Annotated in this window: 12 protein-coding genes; 4 read left to right on the top strand and 8 right to left on the bottom strand. The window is 63.2% G+C overall.

Translation table 11 applies throughout. The features are described from left to right. Positions 1–62: 62 nt before the first annotated feature. The 4 genes from lpxB to HBN54_RS16590 all read right to left on the bottom strand — a co-directional run bounded on the left by lpxB (position 63) and on the right by HBN54_RS16590 (position 3,806). The gene (gene lpxB / locus HBN54_RS16575; protein WP_168674343.1) at positions 63–1,175 is read right to left on the bottom strand and encodes a lipid-A-disaccharide synthase; all 1,113 of its coding nucleotides are present in this window, start codon (positions 1,173–1,175) and stop codon (positions 63–65) included. 105 nt (positions 1,176–1,280) lie between these two features. Next, positions 1,281–1,697, bottom strand: a complete 417-nt coding sequence (locus tag HBN54_RS16580; RefSeq protein ID WP_168674344.1) for a 6-pyruvoyl trahydropterin synthase family protein — start codon at positions 1,695–1,697, stop codon at positions 1,281–1,283. Between the two features lie 148 nt (positions 1,698–1,845). Next, positions 1,846–2,847, bottom strand: a complete 1,002-nt coding sequence (locus HBN54_RS16585; protein ID WP_235955568.1) for a FecCD family ABC transporter permease — start codon at positions 2,845–2,847, stop codon at positions 1,846–1,848. Between the two features lie 80 nt (positions 2,848–2,927). After that, positions 2,928–3,806: an ABC transporter substrate-binding protein gene (locus HBN54_RS16590; RefSeq protein ID WP_168674346.1), complete on the bottom strand. Its 879-nt coding sequence runs from the start codon at positions 3,804–3,806 to the stop codon at positions 2,928–2,930. Between the two features lie 78 nt (positions 3,807–3,884). On the opposite strand from HBN54_RS16590, the gene rfaD reads away from it, so the two are divergent. Together rfaD and HBN54_RS16600 are read left to right on the top strand one after the other, a co-directional pair. Beyond that, positions 3,885–4,853 carry an ADP-glyceromanno-heptose 6-epimerase gene (gene rfaD, locus HBN54_RS16595; protein ID WP_168674347.1) on the top strand — a complete coding sequence of 323 codons (969 nt, stop codon included), beginning with the start codon at positions 3,885–3,887 and terminating at the stop codon, positions 4,851–4,853. Between the two features lie 159 nt (positions 4,854–5,012). After that, complete coding sequence (locus tag HBN54_RS16600; RefSeq protein ID WP_168674348.1) at positions 5,013–6,380, top strand: FAD/NAD(P)-binding protein; 1,368 nt, start codon at positions 5,013–5,015, stop codon at positions 6,378–6,380. Positions 6,381–6,433: 53 nt separating this feature from the next. Here HBN54_RS16600 and HBN54_RS16605 read toward each other — a convergent pair whose 3' ends face one another. From HBN54_RS16605 to HBN54_RS16620, 4 genes are all read right to left on the bottom strand, one after another. Then, on the bottom strand, positions 6,434–6,712 hold the full coding sequence (locus HBN54_RS16605) for a hypothetical protein (protein WP_168674349.1): 279 nt from the start codon (positions 6,710–6,712) through the stop codon (positions 6,434–6,436). 161 nt (positions 6,713–6,873) lie between these two features. Beyond that, positions 6,874–7,887 carry a zinc-binding dehydrogenase gene (locus HBN54_RS16610; RefSeq protein WP_168674350.1) on the bottom strand — a complete coding sequence of 338 codons (1,014 nt, stop codon included), beginning with the start codon at positions 7,885–7,887 and terminating at the stop codon, positions 6,874–6,876. Positions 7,888–8,081: 194 nt separating this feature from the next. Beyond that, on the bottom strand, positions 8,082–8,969 hold the full coding sequence (locus HBN54_RS16615) for a rhomboid family intramembrane serine protease (protein ID WP_168674351.1): 888 nt from the start codon (positions 8,967–8,969) through the stop codon (positions 8,082–8,084). 74 nt (positions 8,970–9,043) lie between these two features. After that, the gene (locus HBN54_RS16620; protein WP_168674352.1) at positions 9,044–9,892 is read right to left on the bottom strand and encodes a hypothetical protein; all 849 of its coding nucleotides are present in this window, start codon (positions 9,890–9,892) and stop codon (positions 9,044–9,046) included. A gap of 151 nt (positions 9,893–10,043) precedes the next feature. Between HBN54_RS16620 and HBN54_RS16625 the strand changes: the two genes are divergently transcribed. Both HBN54_RS16625 and HBN54_RS16630 read left to right on the top strand, forming a co-directional pair. Further along, positions 10,044–10,346, top strand: coding sequence for a hypothetical protein (locus tag HBN54_RS16625; RefSeq protein ID WP_168674353.1), 303 nt, complete (start codon positions 10,044–10,046; stop codon positions 10,344–10,346). 210 nt (positions 10,347–10,556) lie between these two features. Further along, complete coding sequence (locus HBN54_RS16630) at positions 10,557–12,368, top strand: glycoside hydrolase family 10 protein (protein WP_235955569.1); 1,812 nt, start codon at positions 10,557–10,559, stop codon at positions 12,366–12,368. Positions 12,369–12,389: the final 21 nt, after the last annotated feature.

A 12,389-nucleotide genomic window follows, 5' to 3' on the forward strand; every position in this document is an offset into this window, starting at 1 on the left:
AAAGCCTCTGGAAATACCAGAAGCTTTTTTGTTTAGTCAGCTGCCAACAGCTCGGCGGTTGGCTAGTTGCCGCGCAGGTAGCCAACCATCAGCTCGGCGGTTTTTTTGGCGGCCTGGTGCTGGCCCAGCTTTTCGCGCAGCTCGGCGTAGCCGGCTTTCATGCGGGCCAGGTAGGGGGCATCGGTGAGCAGGGTGCGCAGCTCATCGAGCAGGTTGCGGGCCGTGAAGTCGCCCTGAATCAGCTCGCGCACCACCTCGCGGCCGGCAATGAGGTTCACCAGCGAAATGTAGGGCACCTTAATAACCATCTTGCCGATGGCGTAGCTCAGCGAGCTGGTGCGGTAGCACACAATCTGGGGCACGTCGAAGAGAGCGGTTTCGAGCGTGGCCGTGCCGCTGGTGACGAGGGCCGCCGTGGCGTGGCTGAGCAGGTCGAAGGTCTGGTCGAATACGAACCGGATGCCGTTGCGGTGGAAGTGCTTGTAGTAATTAGCGTCGAGGTTGGTGACGCCGGCCACCACGAACTGGTACTCCTGAAAACCCGGCAGAATGGCAATCATCTCGTGCAGCATCTCCTCGATTTCCTGCTTGCGCGAGCCCGGCAGCACGGCAATAATGGGCTTGTCGGGCTCCAGGCGGTTGCGCTCGTAGAAGTCGGTGGTGGGCTCAAATTCGGCCACGGCATCGGCCGTGGGATTGCCGGCGTAGTCGACGGGATAGTTGAATTTCTGGTAGAACTCTGTTTCGAAAGGCAGGATGACGAACATCTTGTCTACCCGGGCCTTCACCTGCTCGACGCGGCCCTGGTTCCAGGCCCATATTTTGGGCGAGATGTAGTAGAACACCTTGATGCCGTTGTCTTTGGCAATTTTGGCCATGCGCAGATTGAAACCGGCGTAGTCCACCAGAATCAGGACATCGGGCTTGTAGACCAGCAAGTCCTGCTGGCACTGCTTGAGGTAGCCGCGAAACTTGAGAATGCTGGTAGCCGCTTCCAGAAAGCCCATAATGGCCAGGTCCTGGTAGTGGCGCACCAGCTCGCCGCCTTCGGCCTGCATCATGTCGCCGCCCCAGTAGCGGAACTGCGCCTCGGCATCCTGCTGGCGCAGCTCGTGCATGAGGTTGGCAGCGTGAAAATCGCCCGACCGTTCGCCGGCTATTAAGTAGTATTTCATTTGTTGGAATTACAAATTATAAATTATGAATCATGAATTACACCGGATTTATTCTTCTGAAAATCAGCGCTTCATAATTTATAATTCATAATTCAAAATTTATAATTAAGCCCCGTAGTACTCCACGAAGTTGCGCGGCGTTTCGTAGAGTTTTACGCAGTGCAGGCGGGCCAAGGTGATGGCGGGCAGCTCGCGCTCGATAATTTGCCAGAAGGCAATGGCCAGATTCTCGGTGCTGGCCATCTGGCCAGCCATGAAGGGCACGTCGAGGTTGAGGTTTTTGTGGTCGACCTGGTCGGTGATGTGGATGCGCAGCAGGTCGGACAAGGCCTTCAAATCGACCACAAAGCCGGTTTCGGGGTCGGGGTCGCCCTTCACCGTCACGATGAGGTCGTAGTTGTGGCCGTGCCAATTGGTATTGGCACAGGGGCCGAACACTTCGCGGTTGCGCTCCTCGCTCCATTTGGGGTTGTTGAGCTTGTGGGCGGCGTTGAAATGTTCCTGGCGGCTGATATATATCATTTTGGGGACTTAGGGACTTGGGGACTTGGGGACTTGGAAGCCTGAGAACCAGGGGGCTTGGGCCGACGGGGCTTGGCTGAGATAATCGGCTACTGATTGAGCCTGCTATTCCAAAACCAAATCCCGAAGCCCCGAAGCCCCCAAGTCCCTAAGTTCCCAAGTTCCCAAGTCCCTTTCTTCGCAGCAAATATACGAAGAAGGGTACCCCGAACAGGGCCGTGACCAAGCCCACCGGCAGCCCGGCCGGCGGGTAGAGCAACCGGGCCAGCAGGTCGCAGGCTAGCAAAAACGCCCCGCCCAGCACCGCGCACACCACCAGATTGTAGCGGCCCGTGGTGCCCAGCAGCCCCCGCGTGAGATGCGGAATGAGCAGGCCCACAAAGCCCACCGGCCCGCACAGCGCCACCACCCCGCCCGTGAGGCCGGCCGCCAGCAGCACCAGCAGCCAGCGCCGCCGGGCCACGGGCAGGCCCAGAGCGGCGGCCCGCTCCTCGCCCAGCAGCAGCAGGTTGAGGTCTTTTTGCAGGAAAGCCAGCAGCAACAGGCTGATGCCCAGCGCCGCCGCCGGATACGGCAGCACCTCCCACCCCGCCCGCTCGAAGCTGCCAAATGCCCAAAATACCACGCTCCGCAAGCTGCCCTCAGGCGAGGCCAGGAAGGTGAGCAGGCTGCCCAGCGCCGCCGCCAGCGCCCCCACGGCCACGCCCGCCAGCAGCAGCGGGGCCGGCAGAATCTTGCCGCGCCGGGTGCCCAGCGCCACCACCAGCAGCGTGGCCCCAAACGCCCCGGCCAGTGCGGCCAGCGGCGGCAAATACACGCCCATAAACGTGAGCGAGGGCACCAGCACATACGTCGCAATGGCCCCCAGCGAAGCCCCCGAGGCCGTGCCTAGCAAGTAGGGGTCGGCCAGCGGGTTGGTGACCAGGGTTTGGAGGAGGTAGCCGCTCACGGCCAGGCTGGCGCCGGCCAGCAGCGCCAGCAGCAGGCGCGGCAGCCGCAGCTGCACCAGCACGAGTTGGGCCGGGTCGGCGGGGTTGTAGTGCCGGAAAGTCTTCAGAATGAAAGCATACGAGGTATCGTAGCTGCCCACGCGCAGGCCCAGCACGAGGAGGGCCAGCGTGAGCAGCAGGCCGATTAGCAGCCAAAGCAAGGGGCGGGATGACTTCAATTAAAAATTAAAAATGAGGGACATAGCGCGTTGGTCGGCCGACCATTTTTACTTTTTAATTCTCAATTTTTAATTAACCCACGCAGCTCGCGCACCGACTCCAGCACCCGGGGGCCCGGCCGCTCCAGCAGGTTGCCGGTGATGGCATACACCCGCCGGTTCTGGTAGGCCTTGATGCGCTTGAGCTCGGGGTAGTTTTTGAAAAAGGTGCTGTCCAGCTTCCCGAAGCTGCCGCCGAGCAGCACGTCGGGGTTCAGCTTGAGCACGTACTCGCGGGTGAGGGCCGGGTAGGGCTGCGGGAAGGTTTCGGTGACGGCATTCTGGCCGCCGGCCAGGCGAATCTCATCAGTAAACAGCGTGTTCTGGCCGTAGCTGTAAATGGGGTCGAGCCAGGTAATAGCCAGCACTTTTGGCGGATTGGCGGATTGATGGGTTGGTGAGCTGAGGGCTTGCAGGACCAATCTGAGTGAATCGGTGAGGTGCTTGCTCTGCGCTTCGCGGCCCAGCAGCCGGCCCACTTCATCAATGCCTTTAAATACGTCCTCAACCGTACGGTAGCGCTGGAAATAGACCGGAATGCCCAGGTCCTGGAGGCGTTTGGCATCATCGACGGAGGTAATGCCTTCGATGGTGAAAACCACGTCAGGCTTCAGCAACACCAGCTTTTCCATATCGAGCGGGTAGTTGTTCACCACGGGCTTGCGGTAGACGGCGGCGGGGAAATCATCCTGCGGCACGCGGCCCACGATGGTGGCGGTATCGGCCACGGCGAACAGGATTTCGGTCATGCTGGGGGCCAGGGCCAGCACGCGGCGCGGGTAGGCAGGCAGGGTGAGGGCGCGGCCCAGGCCGTCGTGCACTTGCACGGTGCCCGTTTTTCCGGCCTCGGATTGGCAACCCAGCAGCAGGGCCAGGGGTAAAAGCAGCAACAGAACACGCATGGCGCAAAGGTAGGCGGGCAGCCCCACGGCCCCGCGCGCCGGTATACCTTTGCCCACCTCGCTTCAATTTCCGCTCCCATGATAGTAGTCACCGGCGCGGCCGGCTTCATTGCCAGCTGCCTAGTTTCCCGCCTCAACGCCGCCAATTTCAACGACATCGTTGTGGTGGATAACTTTTCCATCGCAAAGAAGCTGCCCAACATCGAAGGCAAGAAGCTGCGCGAGTACGTGGACCGCGAAACGTTTTTCGACTGGCTCGATGCCAATCACGAGCAGGTGGAATTCATTTTCCACCTCGGGGCCCGCACCGATACCGCCGAAATGGACCCGGCTGTGTTCGACGTGCTCAACCTGAACTATTCCAAGCAGATGTGGCTGGCCTGCGTGAAGTATAACCTACCGTTGGTGTACGCTTCGTCGGCCGCCACCTACGGCGATGGCATCCTCGGCTACACCGATAAGGATGAGGCACTGTTCCCCCTCTACCGTCCGCTGAACCCCTACGGCGAATCCAAGAACGACTTCGACAACTGGGCGTTGGCACAGGAAGAGAAGCCGTATTTCTGGGCGGGCCTGAAGTTCTTCAACGTGTACGGCCCCAACGAGTACCACAAGGGCCGCATGGCCTCGGTCATCATGCACGCCTTCAATCAGATTCAGCAGTCGGGCTCGATGATGCTGTTCAAATCGCACAACCCCGACTACACCGACGGCGGCCAGATGCGCGATTTCGTGTACGTGAAGGACGTGGTGGAAGTATGCTTTTTCCTGCTCAACCACCGCTTGCACTCCGGCATCTACAACCTGGGCAGCGGCCAGGCCCGCACCTTCCTGGATTTGGCAATGAATACCTTCAATGCCCTGGGCCGTACGGCCGACATCCAGTTCCGGGACACGCCGGAGGATATCCGCGACAAATACCAGTACTTCACCGAGGCCGACATGAGCAAGCTCCAGAGCATCGGCTACGACCAACCGTTTACGCGCCTGGAAGACGGTATTGCCGATTACGTGCAGAATTACCTCGTGCCGGGCCGGTACATGTAGCGCGGACTTTTTTTTGAGAACGTCATACTGAGCGCAGCCAAAACATCTCTCCCGCAGTAGTAATCCATTCGATTGGGTTTACTATTGCGGGAGAGATGCTTCGGCTGCGCTCAGCATGACGGTTCTTTTTGTTCTCCTCAGTTTAATTCCTCTCCGCCCGTGCCCAAACTTGCTCGTCCTGTTATTACCGTTGTGGGCGGCGGCTTCGCGGGCACGGCGCTGGTGCTGCAGCTGCGGCGGCAGCTGGCATTGGCAGCGGCCGAAATCCATATTATTGAGCCGCGCGAGGTGCCCGGCCCCGGCCTGGCCTACACCGCCCGCCGCCCCGAATACCTGCTCAACGTGCGCTCCGGCGGCCTGAGCCTGTACCCGGACGAGCCAAACCACTTTGCCGACTGGCTGAAAACCCAGCCCGAAAGCGCCGTCGGCGTTCCCGAATTTGCCTCCCGCGCCGCTTATGGCCGCTACCTGCGCGATGAGCTGGCGAAGGAATTGGCCACGGCCGCCGTGCACTGGCACCACACCCGCGCCGTGGCCGCCCCGCTCCTCCCCGATGGCCGCCGCGCCGTGCTACTGGCCGACGGCACCACCATCAGCAGCGATACTGTGGTGCTGGCGCTGGGCAACTTCCCGCCCCCGCCGCCCACCGGCCCCGACCAGCGCTACCTGCACCACCCCGGCTACCACGCCGACCCATGGGCCGTGGGCAACCTGCGCCGCATCGGCCCCGATGAGGACGTGCTGCTCATTGGCTCGGGCCTGACGGCGGTAGATGTGCTGCTGGCCCTGCGCCAGGATGGCCACCGCGCCCCCATTACCGTGGTGGCCCGGCACGGCCGCTGGCCCTCGGCCCACGGCCCGGCCACGGCTACCTATCCCAGCTTCTACCCCGAGCTGGCCGCCGAAACCACCGTAACGGGCGTGGTGGCCGTGTATAAGCGGCACCTGAAAGCCGCCGCCGCGCAGGGCCTCGACTGGCGGCCGGTGCTCGATTCGCTCCGGCCCGATTTGGGCCGCATCTGGGCCGCGTGGCCGCTGGCAGAGCAGCGCCGGTTTTTGCAGCACCTGGCAAGTTTTTGGGCCGTGGCGCGGCATCGCAGTCCGCCCCGGAATGCGGAGGCGGTGGCCGCCCTCACAGCCGCCGGGCTGGTGCAGCTGCACATTGGCACGGTGCGCGAAATACTGCCGGACGGCCAGCAGCTGCGCGTGGGCATGCGAACGCATGGCCTGAATACCTGCTGGCGCACCGCCGACCACGTCATCAGCTGCGCGGGCCCGCTGCTGAACTACGCCCGCATCACCGACCCGCTGGTGGTGAGCCTGCGCACGGCCGGCGACCTCACCCCCGACCCGTTGCACCTGGGCCTGCTCACCGATGTCCACGGTGCCCTGCTGGGGGCTGATGGCGGGGCTTCGCCGAGCCTGTTCACGCTCGGGCCCAGCCGTCGGCCGGCTTATTTTGAATCGACGGCCGTGCCGGAATTGCGGCAGCAGGCGGCGGCACTGGCGGCGCATCTGGCGCAATAAAAAAACCCCTCGAAATAGCATTTCGGGGGCTTTGAATTTAACTTGACTAACGGCTAGGCGGCCATACGCTTCTGGCCGGGGTAGAGTGGCAGCACCGTGGCTTCATCGGCGAAGAAGGATGGGGCGGCGGAAGCCACTGCCGGCACTGTGGCCGTATCGAGGTCGTGGTGGCGCAGGGCGCGCATCAGCAGGTAGCGGTATTTCTCGGCATCGGCCACAGCCTGCTCGATGGCTTGCAGGGCAGCCGAATAGGCTACCACGGGCTGCAATTCGCGGCGCGGGCGGCGGGCTTCAAACATTTGATTTTCGAGGTATTCAGCGGCGGATTTCATGGTAACAACCAGCTGTTTTTAAGTCGTCTGACAGCGTACTTTATAAACCCTGAAAACGTCGTTTTCATTCCATAAAAGCAGGATTATACCGCTTTTATCGCAAGCAAAAGCGCCGCCGAAACGCAAGGTGTTTCAGCGGCGCTTTGCACAATTATTCAACGCTATTCCTGGGCGATTTCCAGCACTACTTTGCCGAATTGCGCGCCCGCGTCGAGGTGGCGTAGGGCCGCTTCGCCATTGGCCAGGGTGAACACCTCATCGACCATGGGCACAATCTTTTTCTCGGTCACGAGGGCCAGCATGGCCTCAAAATCCTGGGCGTTGCCCATCGTGGAGCCCAGCAGGCTGAGCTGCTTCCAGAACACCTTGGCGGGCGGGATATCCGTGATATTGCCCAGCGTACCCCCAAAAAACACGATGCGGCCACCCTGCGCGGCGGCGTCGAGCAGCGCCCCAAAGGCGGCCCCACCGGCACTGTCGATGATGACATCGAACGCGCCCCCGGCTTGCTGGATGAGGGTTTTCACCCAGTTGTCAGCGTTGTAGCTGATGCCACCTTTGGCCCCCACCGCCTTGGCGCGGTCTATTTTTTCTTCGGAACTGGACGTTACCCACACTTCGGCCCCGCGGGCCACGCACAGCTGCACGGCCGTGATGGCCACGCCGCCGCCCACGCCGGTCACCAGCACGCGCTCGCCGGGCTGCACCTGGGCGCGGGTAAAGGCCGCCCGATAGGCCGTGAGGCCCGCCAGCGGCAGGGCCGCGCCCTCCGCAAAGCTGAGGTGCGGCGGCAGCGGCCGGATGTACTGGGCGGGCAGGGCAATGTATTCGGCAAACGTGCCGGGGTCGGGCATGCCGAGCACCACAAAATCTTTGGCCTGCACACGCGGGTTATCGCCCCAGCGCAAACCGGGGTTGATGAGCACGCGGGCCCCCACGGCCGGGGCATCCGCGGGCACGTCGGGGCCGTGGGCGGCTACTTCGCCGGCTCCATCGGCCCCGAGGGTGCAGGGCAGCTTGATGCCGGCATACTTGCCCTGCTGAATGAATACATCGCGGTGATTGAGGGCAGCGGCGTACAGTTTCACCAGGATTTCGCCGGGGCCGGGCGTGGGCATGGCCACGTCGCGGAGGACGGCGGGCTGGTTGATGGCATCGAGCTGGAGAGCTTGCATGGTTGAGGATTGAGGGTTGAGGGTTGAGGGTTGAGGGTTGAGGGTTGAGGGTTGAGGGTTGAGTTAAAGACCGTCATGCAGAGCGTAGCGAAGCATCTTTACCGCAATAGCAAATGAGTTACTTGCGCGGTAAAGATGCTTCGCTGCGCTCTGCATGACGTCCTAGCACTGCATTTCTAGTTCTGCATGACGGTCTATTTAGCTACGCTGCCCCCGACATGCTCCCCGCCCTTCAACCCGATGAAGGCCAGCGGGCCGGCGATGAGCAAGCCCGTGGCCAGCCCGCCAAGGTGGGCGGCATTATCGATATTGCCGGTGAGGCCGGAAAGCAGGTTGCTGAGCACCAAGTACAGGACCAGGCCCAGCATGGCGCGGCGGTCAGACTTATCGAGCACCAGCTTTTTGCCAAGCAGGAGGGCCAACAGCAGGCCGTAGAGGCCGAAAATGGACCCGCTAGCTCCTACCGAGTTAATATTTGCGTTCCACCATAGGCTGGCCAAGCCGCCACCCACCCCGCAGGCTAGGTACACCAGCAGCAGGCGCAGCGGCCCCACCCGGTCTTCAATCAGCAGGCCCAGCAGCCAGAGCGAGAGGATATTCAGCAGCAAATGTGAGAGGCCGGCGTGCACAAACATGTAGGTGAGCAGCCGCCAGGGCTGGCCGTGCAGCGTGAAATCGGTGGCGTTGGAGCCCCAGCGCACAAGCTGCTGCCCGGTGGGGTCGGAGGCCGATACGCCGCTGAGCACCATCAGGCCGAACACCAGCAGGCAGGCATCGATGAGCAGCGGCGTGGCCAGGAAGCGGCGCGAGGGAATGAGCAGCCCGCGCAGCAATTGCCCCAGCAGCTGCGGCCAGGTTTCGGCCTCGGTTTCGGCGGGCGGCGGGGGTGGCGCGGGGCGCGCGGTATCGGGCAGCAGGCCGCGCCGGTTGAGCTCGGCCACGGCGGCGGCCCCCACGGCGGGCGGGTAGCGAATGGCGTTCTGGGCCAGGTACAGCAGCTCGGCCTCGGGCTTTTGGGCGAAAAGCTGGGCGGCAAGCGCGGCCGTGGAGCCGGGAGCGTGGTCGGGGGGCGATGATTCCATGGAAAACCGGACGCGGCAAGGAGTGCGCCACCTTGCCCAACCGGCCAATTTGCCAGATGTTGGGAATGGGGTGCCTACAGCCGCACCCGGCGCACGATGGTATTATACGGCTGGCCCGTGACCGGCGATTTCGGCAGCAGGCCCGAGAGCAGGTCGCTCACATCGGCGGCGCGCTTGCGGGTTTGGTCGTTTTCGTAGCTCTGGGGGTTATTGGCCACAATCTGCAGGTCGCCCAGGCCTTCCTGCTGCTGTTGGGCCACACGGGTCATAATGTCGAGGTGAGCGGCCATGGTGGGGCCGAACTTATAGCTGTAGCGCAGGGCCTTATTCCACTGCTCCCAGGTGGCCCCCACCGCCTGAATATGGCCCGGCAAGGCGGCATCGAGCTGACCCCGGCGGGCCTGGTTCATCACGAATTCGGTTTGGGTTTCGGCCGTCCAGAAGCGTTTGGCCAGCTCGCGGTACTGGCGCAGGGGCATGGCTTCCTGGGCCGCAGCGGCGCGCTCGGCGGCCGGAATGCGCTGTACCTGCCGCTGCACGCTGGCCGTCACGGCCGGCCCAAAATCGGGGATGGTGGAGGTGGCCACCTCCGTGAGGCGGGGCGGCGCTTTGGGTTTGGCTTCGACTACGGCCACCGTCGGAGCGGCATTTTTTTGCTTGATGAAGTAAAGCCCACCCAGGCTCAGGGCCAGCACCACGGCCACGGCCAGCGCCAGGGGGCCGGTAGCCAGGCCGCGCGCGGGCGGTGCGGGCACGGCGGTCGGCGCAAGCAGCTCGGGCTGGGGCAGGGCCACGCCCCGGCGGCGCAGCTCGCTGCGGGCTTCGGCCACAAGGTCGGGTTGGTAGTGGTCGGGGTTTTCGACGAAGAACAGGAGCTCATCGTCGGTTTTCTGGTGGTAGAAGTCGGTGGTGGAATTGGTCACGGCCAGCGGGAAAACGGGTTTAAGAGGGAAGCCGGCGGCAAGATGGCAAACACCGCGCAATTGGCCGCGCCCAACCGTGCGGGCCGCCGGCCGTAAACCCAGCTGCGAGGCCGCTACCGTGCCTCCTTCAACCTTCACATTCCCATTCACCATGCCCGACCCCACGCAGAATCCCACCGACCCACGGCCCGACTTCGCCCCCACTACCAGCACGCCCGACCAGGCTTCGGAGCAGGATGCGACCGTGAACCCCACGCCCGACAAAGCCCCCGCCGAGCAGCCCAGCACGGGTACCACCATCCCCAGCAGCACCCAGGAAAACATGGGCGACGGGGCCGGTATTCGCGGCGACTATGGCGATGCCAGCCAGACCAACGGCCTTGAAGGCGGCCCCGACACCCGCCCCGACACCCCCGACCAGCCCATGACCGATACCGAGCTCACGGGCTCGTAAGGCTGGAAATAGCAAAATAGAACGGTCATGCCGAGCGAAGCCGAGGCAGTTCGCGTGTGGTAGTAATTCAATCGCAAGGAAAGATTTACTGCTGTACGCGAGCTGCCTCGGCTCCGCTCGGCATGACCGTTCTTGCATCAAGCAGACAACAGCCTACCCGCTTTAATAGCGTAATTTGCGGCAATTATTCCCGCTGCTGATTATTTCTTGATGCGTTGTTTCCTTGCCGCTGGTCGGTTTTTAGTATTGATAATGTTGCTGAGTGGCCTCAGCGGCCTGATTCCCGCGCTGGCCCAGTCGGCGGCCGACTCCGTTGAAACCCCGCCGCCGCCTAAGCGCGAATTGCGCGGCATGTGGGTGGCCACCGTGGCCAACATCGACTGGCCCAACCAGCGCGGCGAAGCCCCCGAGCAGTACCGCCGCGAATACCGCCGCCTACTCGATGCCGGCCAGCGCGCTGGCCTCAACGCGGTGTTTGTGCAAATCCGGCCCGCGTCGGATGCCTTTTATAAGTCGGACCTGGAGCCCTGGAGCAAGTGGCTGACCGGCGTGCAAGGCAAGGCCCCCGCCGATGGCGACGACCCCCTGCCCTTCCTCATCACCGAGGCACATCGGCGCGGCATGGAGTTCCACGCTTGGTTCAACCCCTACCGCGCCACCATGGATTCGGTGACGCGCCGGCTGGCCGCCACCCACCCCTACCGCAAGCACCCGGAGTGGTTTCTGCGCTACAGCGGGCAGCTCTTATACAACCCTGGCTTGCCGGCGGTGCGCAACCACATCACCCGCGTGATTCTGGACGTGGTGCGGCGCTACGACATCGACGCAGTGCATTTCGACGATTATTTCTACCCGTATCCCGAGGCCGGGCAGGTGTTTCACGACGAAGCCGCTTTCCGCGACTTCAACCCCGACAGCCTGAAGAAGGTGGCCGACTGGCGGCGGCAAAACGTCAATATCCTCATCCACGACCTGCACGACAGCATTCAGAGTGCCAAGCGCTGGGTGAAATTCGGCATCTCGCCCTTTGGGGTCTGGATGAACAAGTCGAAGGACTTCCCGCAGGGCTCCGACACGCGGGCCGGGCAGCCGTCCTATTCGAATTTGTATGCCGATACGCGGCTGTGGCTGGAAAAGGGCTGGATTGACTACGTGGTGCCGCAGCTATACTGGAGCACCAATTTCCGCCTCTGCCCCTACCCCGTGCTGGTGGACTGGTGGGCCAAAAACCACTTCGACCGCCATCTATACATTGGCCACGGCACCTACCGGATGCTGGAAAGCACCCGCTCCGACACCACCTGGCGCAACCCGCGCGAGCTGCCCCGCCAGATTCGGACTAACCGCGCCACCGACGGCGAGGCCATTGGCAGCGTATTTTTCTCGGCCAAATCGGTGCTCACCAACCCGCTCCACACCACCGATTCGCTGCGCCAGGACCTGTTTCGCTACCCCGCCCTGGTGCCCACCATGCCCTGGAAAGATGCCACCCCGCCCCTCCCCGTGGCCAACCTCACCCTGCGCCGCCTCAGCCATTACGTGACCCTGAACTGGCAGAGCGGCCCGCCCGCCGCCGACGGCGACGCGGCCACCTACTACGTGCTCTACCGCTTCGAGCCCACCGAGGCCAGCACGCCCAACGACCCGCGCCACATCCTGGCGCTGCCCCGCCCCGCCCCCGGCTTTCCCGCCACCTACGTGGACACCACCGCCGTACCCGGCCAGGCCTACGCCTACTACGTGACCGCCGTGGACCGCCTGCACAACGAAAGCCGGCCCATGCGCGTCATCACCACTGGCCAGCAACCGGCGGAGCTGGCCATTGGACAGGCCCCCGGCGGCGCGCGCCCGGCCGCCCCGGCCGTGGCCACGCAGCCCGCGCCGGCCACCCCGCGCCCCACCATCCGCCTCAATGCCCCGGCTGATAAGCCCGAGGCTTCGACCCAGTTTTCCAAAATAAAAATCAAGGAGAAGCCGGCTAAGAAAAAGGGCTTCTTTGCGCGACTGTTTGGTGGGGGGTAGTAGATAACCCGTGCTGCGGAA

The sequence above is a fragment of the Hymenobacter artigasi genome, from assembly GCF_012275535.1.
GTDB classification, from domain to species: domain Bacteria; phylum Bacteroidota; class Bacteroidia; order Cytophagales; family Hymenobacteraceae; genus Hymenobacter; species Hymenobacter artigasi.

Coding starts and splice junctions, on each gene's coding strand:
- HBN54_RS16630 (WP_235955569.1), top strand. CDS start 10,557: ATGCGTTGTTTCCTTGCCGCTGGTCGGTTTTTAGTATTGATAATGTTG.
- HBN54_RS16610 (WP_168674350.1), bottom strand. CDS start 7,887: ATGCAAGCTCTCCAGCTCGATGCCATCAACCAGCCCGCCGTCCTCCGC.
- HBN54_RS16625 (WP_168674353.1), top strand. CDS start 10,044: ATGCCCGACCCCACGCAGAATCCCACCGACCCACGGCCCGACTTCGCC.
- HBN54_RS16615 (WP_168674351.1), bottom strand. CDS start 8,969: ATGGAATCATCGCCCCCCGACCACGCTCCCGGCTCCACGGCCGCGCTT.
- lpxB (WP_168674343.1), bottom strand. CDS start 1,175: ATGAAATACTACTTAATAGCCGGCGAACGGTCGGGCGATTTTCACGCT.
- HBN54_RS16605 (WP_168674349.1), bottom strand. CDS start 6,712: ATGAAATCCGCCGCTGAATACCTCGAAAATCAAATGTTTGAAGCCCGC.
- HBN54_RS16590 (WP_168674346.1), bottom strand. CDS start 3,806: ATGCGTGTTCTGTTGCTGCTTTTACCCCTGGCCCTGCTGCTGGGTTGC.
- HBN54_RS16580 (WP_168674344.1), bottom strand. CDS start 1,697: ATGATATATATCAGCCGCCAGGAACATTTCAACGCCGCCCACAAGCTC.
- rfaD (WP_168674347.1), top strand. CDS start 3,885: ATGATAGTAGTCACCGGCGCGGCCGGCTTCATTGCCAGCTGCCTAGTT.